This window comes from Streptomyces sp. NBC_00388, from assembly GCF_036061255.1.
Classification (GTDB): Bacteria; Actinomycetota; Actinomycetes; order Streptomycetales; family Streptomycetaceae; genus Streptomyces.
Genome location: NZ_CP107948.1, coordinates 149,313 through 167,787, shown reverse-complemented (window position 1 = coordinate 167,787; position 18,475 = coordinate 149,313). Strand labels below are relative to the sequence as shown.

At 66.9% G+C, this 18,475-nt stretch carries 21 protein-coding genes and 1 pseudogene; 12 read left to right on the top strand and 10 right to left on the bottom strand.

Annotated elements, in window-relative coordinates; all coding sequences use genetic code 11:
- Positions 1–21 precede the first annotated feature (21 nt).
- The 3 genes from OG917_RS00860 (at position 22) to OG917_RS00850 (ending at position 2,316) form a co-directional block, all read left to right on the top strand.
- The gene (locus tag OG917_RS00860; protein WP_328315531.1) at positions 22–1,206 is read left to right on the top strand and encodes a cytochrome P450; all 1,185 of its coding nucleotides are present in this window, start codon (positions 22–24) and stop codon (positions 1,204–1,206) included.
- On the top strand, positions 1,203–1,451 hold the full coding sequence (locus OG917_RS00855) for an acyl carrier protein (protein WP_328315530.1): 249 nt from the start codon (positions 1,203–1,205) through the stop codon (positions 1,449–1,451). The genes OG917_RS00860 and OG917_RS00855 overlap by 4 nt, the downstream gene beginning before the upstream one ends.
- A gap of 121 nt (positions 1,452–1,572) precedes the next feature.
- Positions 1,573–2,316, top strand: a complete 744-nt coding sequence (locus OG917_RS00850; RefSeq protein WP_328315529.1) for a hypothetical protein — start codon at positions 1,573–1,575, stop codon at positions 2,314–2,316.
- 266 nt (positions 2,317–2,582) lie between these two features.
- Here the strand turns inward: OG917_RS00850 and OG917_RS00845 are convergent, their stop codons facing one another.
- The 3 genes from OG917_RS00845 to OG917_RS00835 form a co-directional block, all read right to left on the bottom strand.
- A complete protein-coding gene (locus tag OG917_RS00845; protein WP_328315528.1) occupies positions 2,583–2,828 on the bottom strand; it encodes a hypothetical protein in 246 nt (81 codons plus the stop codon).
- A complete protein-coding gene (locus tag OG917_RS00840) occupies positions 2,825–3,001 on the bottom strand; it encodes a hypothetical protein (RefSeq protein WP_328315527.1) in 177 nt (58 codons plus the stop codon). The genes OG917_RS00845 and OG917_RS00840 overlap by 4 nt, the downstream gene beginning before the upstream one ends.
- A gap of 124 nt (positions 3,002–3,125) precedes the next feature.
- The gene (locus OG917_RS00835; protein ID WP_328315526.1) at positions 3,126–3,464 is read right to left on the bottom strand and encodes a MerR family transcriptional regulator; all 339 of its coding nucleotides are present in this window, start codon (positions 3,462–3,464) and stop codon (positions 3,126–3,128) included.
- A 1,503-nt stretch (positions 3,465–4,967) separates the two neighbouring features.
- Here OG917_RS00835 and OG917_RS00830 point away from each other — a divergent pair.
- From OG917_RS00830 to OG917_RS00820, 3 genes are all read left to right on the top strand, one after another.
- A complete protein-coding gene (locus OG917_RS00830; protein ID WP_328315525.1) occupies positions 4,968–6,209 on the top strand; it encodes an FUSC family protein in 1,242 nt (413 codons plus the stop codon).
- A gap of 178 nt (positions 6,210–6,387) precedes the next feature.
- Complete coding sequence (locus OG917_RS00825) at positions 6,388–6,543, top strand: hypothetical protein (protein WP_328315524.1); 156 nt, start codon at positions 6,388–6,390, stop codon at positions 6,541–6,543.
- A gap of 200 nt (positions 6,544–6,743) precedes the next feature.
- Positions 6,744–7,007: a hypothetical protein gene (locus OG917_RS00820; protein WP_328315523.1), complete on the top strand. Its 264-nt coding sequence runs from the start codon at positions 6,744–6,746 to the stop codon at positions 7,005–7,007.
- A gap of 294 nt (positions 7,008–7,301) precedes the next feature.
- Here the strand turns inward: OG917_RS00820 and OG917_RS00815 are convergent, their stop codons facing one another.
- The 4 genes from OG917_RS00815 to OG917_RS00800 form a co-directional block, all read right to left on the bottom strand.
- Positions 7,302–8,594 carry a PP2C family protein-serine/threonine phosphatase gene (locus OG917_RS00815; protein ID WP_328321578.1) on the bottom strand — a complete coding sequence of 431 codons (1,293 nt, stop codon included), beginning with the start codon at positions 8,592–8,594 and terminating at the stop codon, positions 7,302–7,304.
- A complete protein-coding gene (locus OG917_RS00810) occupies positions 8,594–9,397 on the bottom strand; it encodes an alpha/beta fold hydrolase (protein ID WP_328315522.1) in 804 nt (267 codons plus the stop codon). Before OG917_RS00810 ends, OG917_RS00815 begins: the two co-directional genes overlap by 1 nt.
- A gap of 307 nt (positions 9,398–9,704) precedes the next feature.
- A complete protein-coding gene (locus OG917_RS00805) occupies positions 9,705–9,908 on the bottom strand; it encodes a cold-shock protein (protein ID WP_328315521.1) in 204 nt (67 codons plus the stop codon).
- A gap of 998 nt (positions 9,909–10,906) precedes the next feature.
- Positions 10,907–11,557, bottom strand: coding sequence for a type III effector protein (locus tag OG917_RS00800; RefSeq protein WP_328315520.1), 651 nt, complete (start codon positions 11,555–11,557; stop codon positions 10,907–10,909).
- Positions 11,558–11,684: 127 nt separating this feature from the next.
- On the opposite strand from OG917_RS00800, the gene OG917_RS00795 reads away from it, so the two are divergent.
- From OG917_RS00795 to OG917_RS00785, 3 genes are all read left to right on the top strand, one after another.
- Complete coding sequence (locus tag OG917_RS00795) at positions 11,685–12,119, top strand: Hsp20/alpha crystallin family protein (protein WP_328315519.1); 435 nt, start codon at positions 11,685–11,687, stop codon at positions 12,117–12,119.
- 276 nt (positions 12,120–12,395) lie between these two features.
- Positions 12,396–12,830: a DUF2267 domain-containing protein gene (locus OG917_RS00790; RefSeq protein WP_328315518.1), complete on the top strand. Its 435-nt coding sequence runs from the start codon at positions 12,396–12,398 to the stop codon at positions 12,828–12,830.
- A 521-nt stretch (positions 12,831–13,351) separates the two neighbouring features.
- On the top strand, positions 13,352–14,245 hold the full coding sequence (locus tag OG917_RS00785) for an RNA polymerase sigma factor SigF (RefSeq protein WP_443059048.1): 894 nt from the start codon (positions 13,352–13,354) through the stop codon (positions 14,243–14,245).
- A 106-nt stretch (positions 14,246–14,351) separates the two neighbouring features.
- On the opposite strand, the pseudogene OG917_RS00780 reads toward OG917_RS00785, so the two are convergent.
- Positions 14,352–14,477, bottom strand: a pseudogene (locus tag OG917_RS00780) (hypothetical protein); the annotation flags it as partial.
- A 99-nt stretch (positions 14,478–14,576) separates the two neighbouring features.
- Here OG917_RS00780 and OG917_RS00775 point away from each other — a divergent pair.
- Both OG917_RS00775 and OG917_RS00770 read left to right on the top strand, forming a co-directional pair.
- Positions 14,577–15,134 carry a GNAT family N-acetyltransferase gene (locus tag OG917_RS00775; protein WP_328315516.1) on the top strand — a complete coding sequence of 186 codons (558 nt, stop codon included), beginning with the start codon at positions 14,577–14,579 and terminating at the stop codon, positions 15,132–15,134.
- 356 nt (positions 15,135–15,490) lie between these two features.
- Positions 15,491–15,655 (top strand): hypothetical protein, encoded by a 165-nt coding sequence (locus OG917_RS00770; protein WP_328315515.1) that lies wholly within the window; start codon positions 15,491–15,493, stop codon positions 15,653–15,655.
- 563 nt (positions 15,656–16,218) lie between these two features.
- Here OG917_RS00770 and OG917_RS00765 read toward each other — a convergent pair.
- Complete coding sequence (locus tag OG917_RS00765; RefSeq protein ID WP_328315514.1) at positions 16,219–16,695, bottom strand: DUF3887 domain-containing protein; 477 nt, start codon at positions 16,693–16,695, stop codon at positions 16,219–16,221.
- A 124-nt stretch (positions 16,696–16,819) separates the two neighbouring features.
- On the opposite strand from OG917_RS00765, the gene OG917_RS00760 reads away from it, so the two are divergent.
- A complete protein-coding gene (locus OG917_RS00760) occupies positions 16,820–17,941 on the top strand; it encodes an IS630 family transposase (RefSeq protein ID WP_328315513.1) in 1,122 nt (373 codons plus the stop codon).
- Between the two features lie 4 nt (positions 17,942–17,945).
- Here the strand turns inward: OG917_RS00760 and OG917_RS00755 are convergent, their stop codons facing one another.
- Positions 17,946–18,413, bottom strand: a complete 468-nt coding sequence (locus OG917_RS00755; protein ID WP_328315512.1) for a hypothetical protein — start codon at positions 18,411–18,413, stop codon at positions 17,946–17,948.
- Between the last annotated feature and the right edge of the window lie 62 nt (positions 18,414–18,475).

Genomic DNA, 18,475 nt, shown 5'->3' with positions numbered 1-18,475 from the left:
GTTGATCCGTGGTGCGACCGCGTGGCCGACGACCTGCCCTTCGACGTAACCTGCCCGTCCTTCCTCGCAGACCCTTACCCCCACTACGAGCGGATGCGCGAGCAGCGGGGCCAGATGTGCCGCCTTCCGTCCGGCGGAATCGCCGTCCTGGGCCACCGGGAGTGCTCCGCAGTACTACGCAGCCGAGACTTCGGCCATGGCGCACGCACAACCAGCGACACAACGGCCTACGGGCTGCCCGCGCGTTCTTTCCTGCTCGTGGACCCGCCCGTACACGACCAGCACCGCGGCCGGGTGGCATCGGCGTTCAGCACGGAGGCCATCAGCGCGCTGGTGCCCCTCATGACCGAAGTGCTGCATCAGCGCGTCTCTGCGATCCGGCCCGGCGATATCTGCGATGTCGTCACCGATATCGCAGAACCGCTTGCCTGGGGCGTCATCTCAGCCCTCCTGCGTGTCCCGGAGGACTTCAAGAAGCACGCCGAACTCCTGCTCGGAGGCGTCAACCCCCGCCAGTCCGGCAACGAATCCCACAACGCCCTGGCTCGCGTCAAGTTCTCACGCGCCCTGCGCAAGATCCTCGCCTCAGCGCCACCCGGCCGTTGCCCCACCGACCTCATCTCGCTCCTCACCAGCGCCGGGGGACCCGACGGTCTGCCAGCGACGCAACAGGAGGCACTGGCCACCAGCGGACTGATCCTCTCAGCCGGCTACAAGACCTCCGTTGGGCTGATCGCCAACGGAATGCGAGCTCTCCTCGACCACCCCGACCAACTCCGCCTCCTCACTGACAACGCAAAGACCCCTGGCGACATCAGCAAAGCTGTCGAGGAATTCGCCCGCTTCGATCCACCCATCCAGATCGGCCTGCGCGCCGCCGTGACCGACACCGAAATCGCAGGCGTGGCCATCCCCCAGGGCACGCCACTGCTGCTGCTGCTCGGAGCGGCCAACCGAGACCACCGCGTCTTCGACAACCCCCAGCAGCTCGACGTGACACGGACACCGCGGCATCTGGCCTTCGGCGCCGGCAAACACTTCTGCCTGGGGGCACAGCTTGCCCGCGTCCAGGCACGTCAGGCTCTCACCGTGCTCCTGCAAGCCAGGCCGCAACCTGCGGGCGCAGCCACATACGACGCTCGCTGGGTCACCCGCCACCTGCGCTCGCTTCCAGTCCGCCTCTTTCCGAACCCGGAGATCGCATGACCCCCACGAACCAGCTCATCACAAGGCTCCTGACCGACGAGTTCGGCGTATCAGCCGACCGGCTGGTCCCCGGAGCCACCGTACGCCAGCTCGGTCTCGACTCCCTGTCCATCGCCGAACTCGCCTTGCTCCTGGAGGAAGGCACGGGGATCAACATCGAGAACCAGCTCACCGAACACAGCACCCTCGCAGAGCTCACCACGGCCCTCACCCCAATGCCGCAGGTATCGGCTGCCATGGGATAACCAATAGCCCAGAGCGGCGCCTCTGGAGTGATCCGACCACCACGAGTTCTCGGTCGCCCGCCGTTGCTCTGATCCGGACGGTCTGGTCCGGGGCTGCCGCGACGGCTACGCTTCCAGGCCTGTGAGTACCGAACTGATCGTCGCGTGCCTGTCGGGTGCTGTGGCGCTCGGCAGCGCCTGGTTCACGGCCAGGTCCGGCCGACGACAGGCCCTACTCGCTTACGAGTTGGAGAGCCGGACCGCGCAGCAGGACCTGATGGGCCGCCATCGTGATCCGCTCCTGTGGGCTGCCTACGATCTGCAGTCCCGCCTCTACAACATCGTGGACCGTGGATTCCTGCGGGTGTACTTCCGTGACGGCTCCCACCGTGAACGCGCGTACGCCCGGCGCAGCACGCTGCATGTACTGGGCGAGTACCTGGGCCGGGTGGAGATCCTGCGCCGTGGCGTCCAGTTTCTCGATCTCGGGGACAGCACACTCAACCGGAGGATCGTGGGGCACTTCACGGCGATCAGTAACGTGCTGAACAACGACGGGGGCGGGAACGCACGCTTCCTCGATGGCCACTTCGTGGTTTTCCGCAGCGATCAGCGGGCGATCGGTGAGTTGATGCTGACTGGGGACGGCACGTCCTGTCTGGGGTACGTGGAGTTTTGCCGGCGGCTCGACGACGACCCGGAGTTCGCCGAGTGGTTCGGACCGCTGAGCGACAGCATCGAAGCGGTGGCGCGGGCAGAGAAACTGCCGTACCGGCTGATCGCGCTGCAGCACGCCCTCATGGACCTGATCGATCTGCTCGATCCTAGCGCGGAGCGCTTCCCCGACCACCGGCGCTCACGACTCGGCCGCCCATCGGAGGGGTGACAGCTGCTGGCGTTTCGAAGGGGTGAACTTGCAGATCTGAGCACCGTGCACCGGGACGAGCCCGGCTTTGTCAATGCTCGCGTGACTGAACGGTGTCCGACCCGCGGGTCGTCTCGTTAAGAGCGGGAATTGGGAATTCGCGCGCCCGCCGTGGCGCGCGCCGCGTTCGCCTCCTCTTCCGCGCCCCAGGCGTCGTCCCGCTCCGCCTCCGCGACGTCGTGGGGCTCGACCGCAGCCCCCCGCTGCTGGCTCCTGGAGGCTGCGGCCTAGTCCTTGGCGTCGCTCGCCTTGGTCGTCTCGACCTGGGAAGCCCGTTTGTGCTGTGTGGCCTCGGTCTGCGTCGCGGCGGCCTTCTTGGCATCGCTCTCCGTCTTCAGGGACTCGGGGAGCTTGGCCTCGGCCTCTTCCTTGTCCTTCTTCGGGCTGTCCCGGTGTGCCTTCGCCGTATCGGCTGTGGCCTCTGCCTGCAGTTCGGCGCTGTGTGCGGCTTCCCTGCGGAACTCCGTCCTCACCTGCGCGGCCTGAGCCGACGGGGGTTCTCGAACAGCTGCGTCGCGCCGTTCGCGGCGATCACCGGCTCGGAGGCCGCCGCGATGACAGCGACGCCGAGCTCTGCCAGTTCGTGAACGCCCGGTCCGGTGCCCCGGAAGGCCGCGCAACCCTGCTGCTGCGCGGCTTGCCGCAAGGGCCCCAGCTCCCACCACCTTCGCCTGAACGGCCGACGCCCACCGCCCGTGGCGAACCAGTCGGCGGGCCCCCGGGAGGTGAGGCGCCATACGCCCCCCGGGCGCGGGTGGGCACGTGCCATTTCAGCCTGCGGTCGTCGGGTTATCTGATTCGGCGGCCTGGCGGTATTGCTCGTTGATGCGCTGGGCTTCTTCGAGCTGGTCTTCGAGGATGACGATGCGGCACGCGGCCTCGATGGGGGTGCCCTGGTCGACAAGTTCGCGGGCGCGGGCGGCGATGCGTAGCTGGTAGCGAGAGTAGCGGCGGTGGCCGCCCTCGGAGCGCAGCGGGGTGATGAGGCGGGCTTCGCCGATGGCGCGGAGGAAACCCTGGGTGGTGCCGAGCATGTCGGCGGCCCGGCCCATGGTGTAGGCGGGGTAGTCGTCGTCGTCGAGACGGCCGAACGAGTCGTCTGCTGTCACTTGCACCTCTCTGTGGAACACGCTGGAGGGGCCCTGGTGCCATGTGGCACCAGGGCCCCGAAGGAACTGCTACACCATCTGCCGGCCCTGGTACTGCGCCGGCCTTCTGTTTCCGCTGACCCGACCTGGAAGGTGTCGGGGTCGCGGGGATCGCGGTTGCTTGACCGGAGACCACCTCACTATCGATGTCCTGCGGTACCCGGGCTCAAAACTCCGCCCGGGCGATCCTGATGGCGCCTGGCTCCTCCGTTCTTCCCTCTGGGATCACTCACGTACTGCTGGTACTGCTTTTCTGCGTACTGTCCTGTGGCCTGCGATAGCGCCACTCTCCGGCAACCAGCCCCGTCGCCCGTCCTGCGTCTGCTCTGGCTTGGAACCCCACTGCCGAACTTCCCGGTGCGCGCGTCCGCAGCCGACGCCTTCGCCAAGGTGTTGCTCACTCAACTCACTGCGGAGTACTGCCACTGCGGTACTGCTCCTGCCTGAACTGCGGTACTGCTGTCGGTGGCCCCTGATCACTGCGGGCCACCCGGTCCGGTCGTCAGTCCCGTCGCCTCTGCAACAGCCCTGGCTTCGAAACTCCACCACCGCACCGTCCTGCCACCTGCAACTGCGGTCACTGCTGCCCGGCAGTTCGTTCCCGCCGGGCCCTGCGATCTCGCTGTCTACGAGAGAAACCATAACCACGCCACCACTCGATGTCTACTCCAGCCACCATAGATTTTTGAAGCTCGGGTGGAGAGATAGTCAGCTTCGGCGACGGAACAGGCACCCAGCGGCCCCGCTCCGGTCAGACCCGTACGCGATCTCGATGCGGGGAACACAGCCGCCACGGCGGGCAGAGCCTGGCCGTCGTGCGCCAAAGGGCCAGGTCGCAGGCCGTGTACTTCGGGCGCCGGTGTCTGCGCCCCGTCCTGCCGGGGGCCCGGAACCAGGCTTGACCGTCGCCGATGGCCCCGTGGCTTGCCGGATGTCGGCGAGAGCTGGTGGACTCGCTCCTGACGGCGTGGCTGCCCGAGCGACGCGGCGCGCGGCCGGGACGCGGCCGCCACCGGTCACGACCTGTGCAGCCTCCTGGGCGCGTCCTCGACGTGCATTCTCTGCGTCCTGTCGGCGTACCTTCGGCCAGCCTGATTCGTTGCCCGGGATGAACAGCAGTTGCGGGCCCGGATGCCGGCATCGGCCTCGGGCCCGCACCACTGGCGACGACTTTCGCAGATGCGGCTGACCGAGGTGCCACCAGAGATCGAACCGTCGGGGCAGGCCCGGATCGTGCCGGCGTTCGCTGCCTGCACGAAAACCCACGCTCGCTTGCCAGGCTCACTCCTCGCGCCCTCTTCGCCGGCCACCTTGCGCGGCACGATCGCGGGCGACACCGGGAAGAGCTGTTCAACCGGGCCGTGCGGCAAAGGGCCTTTGTGGGTGTTGTTCAGGTATGGCTGTGAACGGGGAGTGGGGGTAGTCGGGGACCGAACGGAGTACGGCGTTGGTCAGGAGACAGGAATGACACAGGCAGCGGCATCGCCGCCACGGACTCAGGCAGCTGCCCTGGGACGGGCCGCCCGGGCGAGGCAGTGGCTGCGGCGGGCTGCGGGGTCGGACGGCCACGAGCGGCACACCCTGGAGCTGATCGGGAAGAGCACCATCGCCGCCACCATCTCCTGGGTGATCGCCTATGACGTGATGCACGCGACGTCCCCGGCCTTCGCCCCATTCTCCGCGATCCTGATCATGCACGTCACGGTGTACCAGTCGGTCACGCAAGCGCTCCGCTACGTCGGCGCCGTGTCGGCAGGTGTGGCACTGCAGGCCGTGCTCGGCCTGCTGGCCGGCCCTGATCTGCTGACGTTCGCACTGGTGGCACTGGTCGCCCTGAGTATCGGCCGATGGCGACCGCTCGGCTCCCAGGGTTCCCAGGTAGCCACAGCGGCCCTCTTCGCCTTCTCCACTTACGTATCCGCGTCCAGTCCGGGACAGGCGCTCACCCAGCTCGGCCAGATCATCCTGCTCGTCTTCATCGGATGCGGCGTGGGCGTCCTGGTGAACCTGCTCGTGCTGCCGCCCCTGCGCTACCGCAGCGCCGAACACGGCATCCATACTCTTGCGCAGTCGCTGTGCGACCTGATCAGCGACATCTACCCCGCCCTGAGAGAAGAAGAGGGACTGGAGAAGGAGCGCACCGCGCAATGGCGGCAACGTGCCGCATCCCTGGGCTCCATCGTCACGCAGGCACAGTCGTCGATGAACACCGCGAGGGAAAGCATCTACTACAACCCCCGCCACCTGTTCCGGCGCAAGCACGGTCACCACGTCACCTTCGACGGCTACCAGGCAGTGGTCGACGCCCTGGAGCGGGTGTCCTACCAGCTGGCGTCGATGACCCGCAGCCTCGACCAGGAGCAGGACGAGGATGAGCGCGCCGGTCACGAACAACGGCGCTTCTACCACGCCTACGGAGACCTGCTGGCCTCACTCGCCCGGATCACCGGCCTCTTCAGCGCCATCGACGAAGACCACCTCACGGACCAGGCCAAGCAACTGTGCAAGGCGGCGAGCGACGCCCAAGAGCTCTACCAACAGCTCGCCCAGGACGCGCAGGCCAGCTCACTGCGCATCAGCGACCCGTCCCACCCCTACGGCATCCTCCTCGCGGAGGCAGCCCGGCTGACGGACGAATTCCAGCACACCTGCGACATCCTGCAGCACGGCGTCGACCATCCCTCACAGCGGCAGGCCTCACGCTGAAAGCCAGAAAAAGCACAGGCTCATTACGGAACTGATCAAGGCGGGCTTCCCCCGTGCCCGGCCGTCGGGTCCGCTCCCAGCTGGGGTCTTTCCAGGGCACATCTTGCGCGGCCAGTACGACCTGAAATGGGTGCATTACCATTCTATTGAGTGGGCGCTCCGTGATCGGAGGTTCGTCGTGATCATCCTCGGAGTCATTCTCCTCATCGTCGGTCTGGTGACCGGGCTCGGCATTCTGTGGACCATCGGAATCATCCTGGCAGTTATCGGGGTGGTCCTGTGGATCCTGGGTGCGGTAGGCCGCGCGGTTGGAGGGCACAGGCACTACTGGTGAACGAGGCCAAGGCACCGTCCAGGACCAGGGCGGGCCGGCCCGGGTCGAAATACGTGCTGAACGCACTGGACTGTCCGCCCGGTCGCGGCACCCCTGTGCCCGTCGGTCTTCCGGCTCTCGGGCCGGCTGCGCGCGCAGCCCGGGGAATCGCCACGACTGTGTGAGCCCCCAGTTTGGCCTTCCGAGGCTGACAATGGGGTATGACGACCTACCAGGGACCTGTGACCGTAGTGGCTGACGACGTGGAAGTGTCGATGCAAGCTGACTTGTCCATTGACAAGGGCGGCCACTGGGGTGGCCGCCTGTCCGACTACGAGGACTCCGACATGTTCAAGGTGCTCGCCTCGGACACGGCCCTCATGCGCCTTCCCGGCGGGCAGCAAGGCCGCTTCGTACTGGAGGGCAAGCTGGAACCGGGCCAAACAGCGATGGACGTACTCGGAAGTGGGCCCGCACCTTTCTGAGACCGGGCCTTCTGCCGGCCCGGTGCTGAGAGGCGAAGACCGGCCAGATGCAGGATCTGTTGCAGGTGGGCGACGGGAGCGGGGGCGCCGGTTGTAGCGGCCTCGTCCGCGGAACGTGTCGAGGTGGCCTTCGGCCTTACCGGTGCTGGTGGGTTTCGCGTCGAGCGTCGAGTTGGTGTCCGGCACGCAGGGTGAGGTGCTCCACAGCCCGGCGGAGATCGGGTGCCGCCATATGGTCGAGCTCCCCGGCGACCTCCAGCACGGGGCCGGTGACGTCGGAGCGGGCAGTGACGGTCAGCAGGCTTTTGTCCCGGCTTCACTCGCAGGGATGGGAAGCGGGGCGGGCATACCGAGGGCGAGGAGCGCGGTGTCGTCGTCGAGTCCGTCGAAACTGGTGAGCAGCCCGGTGAGAGCGGCAATCAGGGCTTTGGGGCCGGCCGGGGGCACGGAAGCGGTGAAGGCGTGCAAGGCATCGTCACCGTAGAGGTCACGCTCCGGGCCGACCCTCGCCTCGGTCAGACCGTCTGTGTAGAGGAGCAGGGTATCCCCGGGGGCGAGCCGGGTGCTGGCGGGCGTGAACTGTGCCTGGGGCAGGGCGCCGATGAGCATGCCGCCGGGTGTGGGCAGGAAGTGCGCGCTGCCGTCGGCGCGCTGGATCAGCGCCGATGGGTGGCCGCCGGAGGCCAGGTGCACGCTGACGCCGTCGCTGCCGGGGCGCAGGACGCCGAATATGGCGGTGCAGTAGCGGGCTTCGCCGCTGGCGTATCGCTCGTGCAGCACGGTGTTCAGGGTGGTCAGGACGTTGATGGGGTCCGGGTCGTGCAGAGCGGCCGCCCGCAGGGTGTAGCGGGTCAGGGAGGTTACCGCGGCGGCCTGGGGTCCTTTGCCGCACACGTCGCCGAGGAAGAACGCCCACCGGTCCGCGCCCAGGGGGAACAGGTCGTAGAAGTCTCCGCCGAGGAGATCAGGGGAGGCGATGTGGTAGTGGGAACTGGCTTCCAGGCCCGGGACCGTGGGCAACTCGGCGGGCAGCAGGCTCTGCTGGAGGACGGCGAGGGCTTCCTGGAGGCGTTGGCGGTCAGCTTCGGCCTGCAGTCGTGCTTCTTCGGCTGCCCGGCGTTCGCGCAGCAGCTCGCTCTCGTAGGCGCGGCGGTCGCGGGCGTCGAAGATCGTGGTGCGGATGAGCATCGGCTCCCCGGCATCGCTGCTCTTCACCTTCGAGGTGACCAGTACCGGCATCCGCTGCCCGTCGGCAGCTTTGATGTCCAGGGCGATACCGCTGGCCTCGCCGTTCATCTGCAGTAGCGGGGCGAAGTGCGTCTCGTGGTACAGCTTGCCGCCCACGGTGAGCAGATCGGGAAACCGCATCCGGCCCACCACCTGCTGCCGGGACAGGCCCAGCCATTCCAGCAAGGTGCTGTTGATCTTCGCGATGGTGCCGTCCATCAGCGTCGACAGGTAGCCGCACGGAGCCTGCTCGTACAGTTCCTCCGCACTGTCCTCCAGCAGGGCGGAGAAGGCCACGTCGGTAGCAGCCATGTCCTCACCCGTGCCCGGCTCGCCGGGCTCCTGGCCGGTGCGGCACATCACCGGCACTCACCCAGGAAGCCGACGATCGCCTCTGCCGTCGCCTCCGGTGCGCTGAGCTGCGGACAGTGCCCGGTTGCGTCCAGCGTGACGAGCCGGCTGCCGGGGATCGCGGCGTGGACGTAGGCGCCCACTTCTCGCGGGGCGATCACATCCTGCACGCAGTCCAGCACCAGTGTCGGTACGGCCACGCTGGGAAGATCCTTGCGGCTGTCGGACAGGAACGTGGTGCGGGCGAAGACCCGCGCGATCGCCGGGTCGGTCGCGCAGAACGACGCGGTCAACTCTTCACCGAGTTCCGGCCGGTCCGCGTTACCCATGATCACCGGAGCCATCGCCGCCGACCATCCCAGATAGTTCGCCTCCAGCGACTCCAGCAGCTCGTCGATGTCCCCGGCGCTGAACCCGCCCCGGTAGCCGTCGTCGTCGATGTAGCGGGGGGAAGGAGCGATCATCACCAGTCGGGAGATCCGCTCCGGCGCGTGGGCCGCCGCGAGCACACCGGCCATGGCGCTGACCGAATGTCCCACCACCGCCACATCCCGCAGGTCCAGCTCTTCGAGTACTTCCACGATGTCCCGGGCGTACCCGTCCAGCGAGCTGTACCGCTGCTCACTCCACGCCGAAGCATCCGAGCGGCCTGAGCCCACGTAGTCGAAGAGCACCACCCGGTGCTCTTCCGCCAGCGCCGGGACGACCAAGCGCCACATGTTCTGATCACAGCCGAACCCGTGCACAAGCACGACCACCGGCCCGTCCGCACGGCCGGTTACGGTGACGTTGTTCCTGCGACGGATATCCACGCCTGGCAGTCTTCCAACGCTCGGGGCGGGCGAGCCGGAGTGGCCGCCCAGGCCCGAACCGGCGCCGGACCCGAAAGCGGGGCCGTCGGCCCCGCGGGTGTGTGAGCCACGATCGTTCATAGGTGTGGGGTTCATTCGAAACCTTCCTTGACACGGCACCAATCAAGGAAAGTCCCGCAACGAAGGGGAAGCGGGTGATCACGAGAGCGGGCCGTAATGGAATGCGAAAGAAGATAGTGCGAGAAATTCTGGAAGCTGAAACCTGTGACTCCGGAGGTGCGGCACCACACAGCCACAAAGGGCTATGTCAGGTGAGAATAATGTTCTCGGCGGTCAGGCCCTTCTGATTCGGTGCGATATCGAAGGTCACCTTCTGGCCCTCAAGCAGCTCCCGGTACCCTTCGGCGGCGATGTTCGAGAAGTGGGCGAAGACATCAGCGCCGCCGTCGTCCTGCTCGATGAAGCCGAAGCCCTTGGCTGCGTTGAACCACTTCACGGTTCCAGATGCCATGACGTATCTCCTTTGGGGGCAGTGTGCCGGGTCCCGTAATTTTGCGGATACCGGGTCGTCGCGATGATGCCCCACCGGAAAGTGACCGGAAATACAAAAGCGCTTCCAGCGGCAAATGTACCGTCGGAGGCGCTTGGGGAACCACAACTGCAACTACGGTCGACAGTAACATGCCAATGCGTCATGGTGGATCAAATAATTCCGTCCGTTCGTTGCGATAAGAACGTTCCCGGCATGGCGCCCTAAACCCTCACGTCGCGGTCATAGCTTTTGCCCCTCCCTGAGGGCAGTGTGTTCACGGTTCGCGAAAAAGACGACGCCTGGATGGTGCTTCTTCGAGCTGCCACCTCCTGCGGAACGCGGAGGGGCCCTGGTGCCATGTGACGCCAGGGCCCCGAAGGAACTGCTACACCATCTGCCGGCCCTGGTACTGCGCCGGCCTTCTGTTTCCGCTGACCCGACCTGGAAGGTGTCGGGGTCGCGGGGATCGCGGTTGCTTGACCGGAGACCACCTCACTATCGATGTCCTGCGGTACCCGGGCTCAAAACTCCGCCCGGGCGATCCTGATGGCGCCTGGCTCCTCCGTTCTTCCCTCTGGGATCACTCCCGCACTACTGGTACTGCTTTTCTGCGTACTGTCCTGTGGCCTGCGATAGCGCCACTCTCCGGCAGTCAGCCCCCGTCGCCCGTCCTGCAACAACCCCTGGCTTCGAAACTCCACCACCGCACCGTCCTGCTACCTGCAACTGTGGTGACTGCTGCCCGGCAGTTCGTTCCCGCCGGGCTCGGCGGTCTCCCTGGCTGCGAGAGAAACCATATCCAGGCTGTGCCTCAATGTCTACTCTGGCGAGGATAGATTTTCGGGTGCGTGGTGGGGAGGTAGTCGGCCTTGGTGGGCGAGGGTGTGCGAGGCGTGTCGTCCGAGCAGCGCGTACCAGGTCCGGCGTGCTCTCCTCGATCGGCTCGGTTGTGTACGGGCTTGAGGAACTCTGCTGATTCAGCGGCCGCCCCTGCCGGTCTGGCGGAGCCGGTCGGCGTTGTGGGTGATGGTGTCGACGCGGGCGGCGAGGTCGGGGTGGCCGGCTGCGAGGTGCGCTTGGGTGTCGGCGAGCGGCTTGATGAGGTTGGCGGCGTCGTTGTCGGCCAGCGCCTCGGCGAGGCTCTCCCGGGGCGTGTTTGCCGGTGCGGGGAGGTCGGTGAGTGCGGTGATCTGCCCTGCAAGTTGTCGCAGGTCAGCGGCGTTGTCCCGGGCCCAGGCGGTGACGCTGCGGTCGGCTGCGCGATCGTCGCGGGTGGCCTGGACGCGTTGTTCGCCGGTGCTGCCGGGGGCTCCTGGGCGCACCCGGAGATAGCGCCGCTCGGCGGCTTGCCGGCTGGCGACGCCCAGGGGGTGGGCCAGGTCGGCCCAGCTGGTGCCCGCGTCGCGGGCCGCTTCGATGAGTCCGGGCTCCCATTCGGCGAGTTGCTCGCGCAGTTCGCGCAGCATGAGCAGGGCGGCCAGGGCCTCCTGCGAACTTGCCTGAGCGCCTTCTGGGTGGGTTGGAGGCTGGGCGTTCCGGGCGGTGCGGACGGCTTCGTCGATCGTGTCCAGTGCTTCTGCGGCGGCGAGGAAGGAAGCGGGGTTACTGGAGGACTGGGATGCGTTCACGGGACCCTCTTCTCAGTCGTCACCCTCTGGGTGACACTGAACTTGTCATCGTCTGGATGACATGTTACAACAGTGGCACACGAAGCGCATTGGCAGTTTCTGCCAGACCTGTGGAGGTGTTTTCGCGATGTTGATGCGCACTGACCCGTTCCGTGAACTCGACCGGCTCGCCCAGCAGTTGACGGGTGTGACGGGTACCTGGTCCAGGCCCTCGGCGATGCCGATGGACGCCTACCGGGAGGGCGAGGAGTACGTGATCGCCCTGGACCTGCCCGGTGTGGCGCAGGACGCGATCGATATTGATGTCGAGCGCAACATGCTCACCGTCAAGGCCGAGCGCCGGCCGGCGGTGAAGGCGGACGATGTGCAGATGGAGCTCTCCGAGCGGCCGCTGGGTGTCTTCTCCCGTCAGCTGGTGCTGGCCGACACCCTGGACACCGAGCGCATCACGGCCGATTACGACGCCGGGGTGCTGACCCTGCGTATCCCGATCGCCGAGCGCGCCAAGCCCCGCAAGATCTCGGTCGGCGGGCGACCCGCGCGCACGGAGATCCGCAGCTGAGAAGCCGGCTGTCCGGCCACGTCGAGGTCGGAGGACGGGCATCGATCCCTGTCCCCTTCTGGTCCCGTCCTCCGACTTCCGCTTTCGCGCACCTGCGCAGACCGTCCGTCACATCCCGCTCAAGCCCCCCGGGGTCACGGCCTCCTCCGCGGCCGCCCGGCAGCACACCCGAGCCCAGACGCACCAGCCCACCGACACCAGCCGGTCGGCTGACATTCATGCCAGTAACCCTTCCTGCCAGCAAAAACGCCCTTGAAATGAGAAAGGCGATCCGCGATGTTCCCGCTGCGTGAACCGGCCGCCACCCGGACGGACATGACGTTTCACCAGATGCTGGAAAGAATCCGCTACGAAGGCGCGTACCCCACCCGGGAGCATGCCGAGGACGTCACACGCGCCGTGCTGGCCGCCCTGGGACGCCAGCTGACCGGCGACGAACGCGTCGACCTCGCCGCCTGTCTCCCCGTTGAGGCCGCCCTCGTCTTCACCGCCCAGATCCCCGACAACCGGCCGCTCACGGGCTGGGGCTTCGTCAAGGATCTGGCCGCCCGCACAGGCGGCACGCCCGCCACCACCCGCTGGGACACCGGAGCCGTCCTCTCCGCCGTCGCTCACCTGGCAGGCCCCGGCCTCATGGACCGTATCCTCACCCAGCTCCCCTCCGGATGGGCCCTGCTCTTCGGCCGCGCGGAACTCATCCAGGCCGCATGACCGCTTCGGCCGGGAACCTGTAGCAGTAGTTGCTGAGCCCGGGGCAGCCCGGACAGTGGGCTCCGGCAGGGACGCCGGAGCCCCGTCCGTAGGTGACCACCCTCGAACCCGGCCCGGGCACGCCACATACTGGCCGAGATCCAGAAGGAGCCGCCAGAAGCGGCGTTCATTCGGCCAGCGGTGCCGCTGCCCGAACTCTGCGAGCGCCCTGCGATCCCCCGGGCTGGGCTGGTTGGGGGAGTCGGCGGCGTCATAGTGCCGGAGCTTCTCGTGAACCTCTTGCACCCGCCCGTGGGTACATCACGCCGCTAAGGACAGCTGCCACAGGGCCGCCGCGCCAGAGGGTGAAGTGGCGTGGGCGTACAGGTCAGTGTGACCGGGAGCAAGATCGGGAAGGCGTTCGCGAACCGGGCAGCCGGGCGTCGCGAGGATCATTGAAATCGGTAGGTGTGCCTGCGTTCGAGCTGGGCACGTGGGCTCTACCTGGAGTCGTTTAGGGAGTGATTGTCATGTCGTCCTCGCTGACTGCAACGTCGTTGCCCGTACGGCCGGCTGAGGCCGCCTCCTCAGTTGTCCCATGCCCTACGGTCGGCGAACTGCCGTCAATCGAGAACCCGTTGAAGGTTGCACCGAAGGATGCGCGGGACCTGAGCAAGGTGTTCTTCGACCGGCTGCAGGTACTGGAAGAAGGCACACACGCGTACCAGTACGCGCGGAACACACTCATCGAAATGAACCTCTCCCTGGTCCACTACGCGGCCGCCCGATTCCGTAACCGGGGCAGCGGCGCCATGGAGGACATCGTCCAGGTCGGCACCGTCGGCCTGATCAAGGCCATCGACCGTTTCGACCTGTCTCGCGAGGTCGAGTTCACCTCATTCGCCATCCCCTACATCGTCGGCGAGATGAAGCGGTTCTTCCGCGACACCAGCTGGTCCGTCCACGTCCCGCGCCGCCTGCAGGAGCTGCGCGTCGACCTGGCCAAGGCACAGGACTCCCTCTCCGTTGACCTGAACCGCCGGCCGACCGTGGCGGAACTCGCCGCGCACCTGAGGCTGAGCGAAGAAGAGGTCATCGAGGGCCTGATCGCATCCAACGGCTATACCGCCGGGTCGCTGGACCTGCCCCAGGACAACAACGACCAGCACCAGGGGCCCTCGGGACGGACACGGAGCCTGGCCGACGTCGTCGGCGCGTGCGACCCGGCGATGGAACTCATCGAGGACTTCCAGGCACTCGCTCCCCTCCTGGCCACTCTCGACGATCGAGACCGGACCATCCTGACCCTGCGCTTCGGCCAGGAAATGACCCAGTCCCAGATCGCTGACGAACTGGGGATTTCCCAGATGCACGTCTCGCGTCTGCTGTCCCGAACGCTGACAAAACTCCGCAAGGGGATGCTCGCCCAGGACTGAGTTCTCTGGCACCGGTGTGGTAGCCAGAGCCACTTCCCCTTCCTGCCAGCACCTCGTGTCCCCGGCGCCGGGCAACGCCCCAGGCATTCGCCGGCGATACGCCGGCGTCCCACCACGTCCAGCACTCGCGTTCCGGGCCGACTTCGTGCAGCGCACTCAGCAGCAGCTCGTTCGACTCGGCGTACCAGCACAGCGGCGCCTCGGGGGAGTGGGGTGTTGCGCCCCTGCGCATCCTCGGCGAGCGATCCGCAGGGGCTCGGGGGCATGAACGCCACCGACGCGGTCGCAAAACCGGTGGCGGGCCCGGCAGGCCCGTGGTGAAGATCGCGGCATGTCGAACTTGCTGGAGACCGACAGGCTCGTCCTGCGTGCGTTCACGACGGCCGACACCGACCACTTGCTTGCCCTGGACAACGACCCCGAGGTCATGCGCTTCGTGAATGGCGGCCGCCCCACCAGTCGTGAGGTAATCCAGACACGGGTCCTGCCGCGGCTCCAGCACGACTACCCGTGCTGGGAGACCGGCGGCTACTGGGCCGCGCAGGAGAAGACCACCGGTACGTTCCTGGGCTGGTTCGAGTTCCGGCCGTTGGACGAGCACAGCCCAGCCGTGGTCGAGCTCGGCTACCGCTTGAACCAGGCGGCATGGGGGCACGGCTACGCTACCGAGGGGTCCCAGGCCCTGATCCACAAGGGATTCACCCACCTGGAGGTCGAGCGGGTCACGGCGAACACGATGGCCGTCAACACCCGGTCTCGCCGTGTCATGGAGAAGTCGGGCCTGTCCTTCGTCCGGAACTTCACCGGGGACTGGCCGGAGGCCATCGAGGGCTCCGAACACGGCGAAGTCGAATACGAACTCACCCGGACCGAGTGGGAACAGCGGTAGAGGTCAACAGCACGGTCCCCGCGGACGGAGGAACTCCAGTCCAACCGGGCCAACCTCACCTGCCTGGACGCTGCCGACCGGGACCAGCGCTGGCGCACCGCCGCCGCGGATGTCAAACGAAGACTCAACGGTCGCGGTACCCGTATCGGAATTAACCCGGTCGCCCCAGTCTCACATCGCCCCCGGGCGCCAGTGCGATCTGACCTGGTTAACCGCCGGCAGCGCGATGACACCTGTGCCCGGCTCGCCCCGACCAGCCTCCTGGAGCGCAACAAGCCCCTTGTAACGACAGTACGACAGCTGAAGAGACGCCCGTCCGCAGACCTCAGGCGAGGCCGTCTGGGAAGGGTGCGGCCTTGGCGCTCCGGCGCGACATCGACCGGCTCCAACGACACCTCGTCAGGCTGGAGCACGAACTCGCCGCCAAGGCCGACGAGCGGGACGAACGAACCGAGGAACTCGAAACCGCCCGGGCGGCCAACCACGAACTGACGCGCGCGCTCAACAGCGGACCGGGCTGAAGGCCATTTCGATGAAGGTCAGTTGCCTGCGCGCCGCTCTGCCTGTTCCAGGTTGCCGGGAGGTCCACCGAGCACGCGGTCCAGGTGAAGTGAACCGGTTGCCGACGGACGTCTCGTAGGTGAGCCCAGAAGGGCAGTTGGCTCTTGTCTGTGTCGACACCGACGGCGCCGCTGCTCCGCCTTCGCGCTATGGCCCACTCACGTGCCTGGCTGACGGCGGCAAGCTTTCTCGGAAAACTGACGACAGTGACGTCCGGAGGACGATTACCGGTCCTCGCTCCGGCCGGACCTGGGGTAGGCGAGTAGGCAAACGCGTTCCCGGACGCGCAGATGGCCGGCTACGTCTGCGGCGAGGGCTGCCGAGTGTGCTGGTGGTGCGCGATGTCGGTGATGCAGAGGACGGCAGGGAGGATCGCGATCAGGGCACGGTCGCGGTCCACGGTGTGGACGGCGATGCCATCGAAGAGTCGGCCAGCACGGGGAAGGCCCTTCTTGGAGTGGTGACGTGGAGGGGGCTGCGGCGGTGACGCCGAACCGGCCGGGCTCTGCGGGCGGATGAAGTCTCACGGTGTCTCGGGCGGAACGATGACGATTCCGGCGACCATCTCGTCCGTGTCAAACGCAACGCGGGCCTTCATATCGCCAGCCTCGTAACGCAGCGGGATGTCGATGACCGTGTGATCGCCGATGCGCCGGACGAACGGCTCGCCTTCACCGAAGCCTTCGAACGCACCGACCAGGCCGGTGACCGTGGCAAGGCCGAGGCCCCGAACCTCGTCGGTGAATGCCTCCAGTACCTGGGCGTTGAAGGATTGCCGTGCTTCGTCCATACGGCCTTCGAGGACGTCCGTGACGATCTTGATGGCGCGTTCTGCGGCGTCGGTCATGTGCACTGTCTTGTCCATGGGCTCTCCCGTTCGGGGGTCGATGGGCTTGCCGAACCGCTGGAAGGCTGCCTGACGGGTGACCCCGAGCAGGCCCCCGATCTCCTGCCAGGTGTGGCCGGCGTCCCGGGCCTGCTGCACGCACAGCTTGAGCACCTGTTCAGCCAGGGCATCGACGCCCTGGGAACGTCGGATCAGGTCTAGTGCTGTGACCGGGAAGGTTCGCCGGGTTGCTCGTGTGCTGGTTGGAAATGCTTTCCCGGACCAGTGGGGAGGCGGGATGGCGCAAGCGGTCCGGGTTCGCGGGCTAACCGAGCAGGAGGGGCAGAAACTCCAGCACATCGTCCGGCGAGGCAGTACCAGCTCGGTGCGGTTCCGGCGGGCGGTGATGCTGCTGGCCTCGGCCGGCGGCAGCACGGTCCCGGTCATAGCCCGTCTGGTCCAGGCGGACGAGGACACCGTCCGCGACGTCATCCACAAGTTCAACGAGATCGGGCTCGCATGCCTCGACCCTCGCTGGGCGGGAGGCCGTCCTTGCCTTCTCGACCGTGATGACGAGGACTTCGTCGTCCAGACGGCCACCACCCGCCCGACCGTGCTGGGCAAGCCTTTCACCCGCTGGTCCATCCGTAAGCTCGCCGATCACCTGCGCAGGAACATCGCCCGGCCCGTCCGGATCGGCCGGGAGGCTCTGCGGTGCTTACTGGCCCGCCGCGGGATCTCCTTCCAGCGCACGAAGACCTGGAAGGAGTCCCCTGATGCGGACTTCGACGCCAAGCTGGCCCGGATCGAGTACGCGATCAACGAGCGGCCGGACCGCACGTTCGCCTTCGACGAGTTCGGCCCGCTGGGCATCCGACCCACCGCCGGCTCCTGCTGGGCAGAACAAGGCAGGCCAGACCGGCTGCCGGCGACCTACCGCCGCACCCACGGAATCACCTACTTCCACGGCTGCTACTCCGTCGGCGACGACCAAATGTGGGGGATCAATCGGCGCCGCAAGGGCATCGACCACACCTGGGCGGCCCTGCGGAGCATCCGGGCCGCCCGCCCGGACGGCGCCCCGATCTACGTGATCCTCGACAACCTCTCCGCCCACACGAACTGGCGGATGAAAAGGTGGGCGGTCAAGAACAAGGTCGAGCTGTGCTTCACCCCGACCTACGCATCCTGGGCCAACCCCATCGAAGCCCACTTCGGACCCTTGCGGCAGTTCACCCTGGCCAACTCGCACCATCCCAACCACACGGTCCAGACCCGGGCTCTGCACGCCTACCTGCGCTGGCGCAACCAGAACGCCCGCCACCCCGACGTCCTCGCAGCCCAACGACGCGAACGAGCTCGCATCCGCAGTGAGAGGGGTGTTCGCTGGGGAGGGCGTCGCACCACGATGGCGGCCTGAGCGACTACACCTGCTCCTGATACACCCTGATCTCGGTCGGCTTGAGTCTGCGGATCGTTGCCCAGGCTGCTCGCTCGGTCAGTCCTTGAGCCCACTCTTCGAGATCGTTGCCGGCATCGTGGAAGAACCACGAGTCGAAGCTTCCGAGGGCCTCCAGGGCGGGTGCGGGGCCGTATCTGAGCTCACAGTGGACTTGCACGTAATGGTCGTGATCACCGTCGCTGTCGGAGATCTCAAACTGCCGGGTGAGGTCCAGCGTGAACGCCGGAGGGCCGTCGAACGCGTGGGTCCCGTACTGGAACAGAAGACCGTCAGCGTCGGGTGTGTCCGGGACGTCGAACAGCCGTCGGCCGAATCGGAGGAAGGCAAGCCAGAGGTCTTTCGTGACCAGATCGTCAAGCGATCGCTGTCCTGACCCCAGTTCGCCCTCAAGCGATCCCACGGCCTCGTCCATCGCCAGTCTCCGCGTCATGCCCGAACTCCTCGTCCACCGCAGCCTGGCTCAGCGTACTGACCCCGGTGAACCTTCCCGGT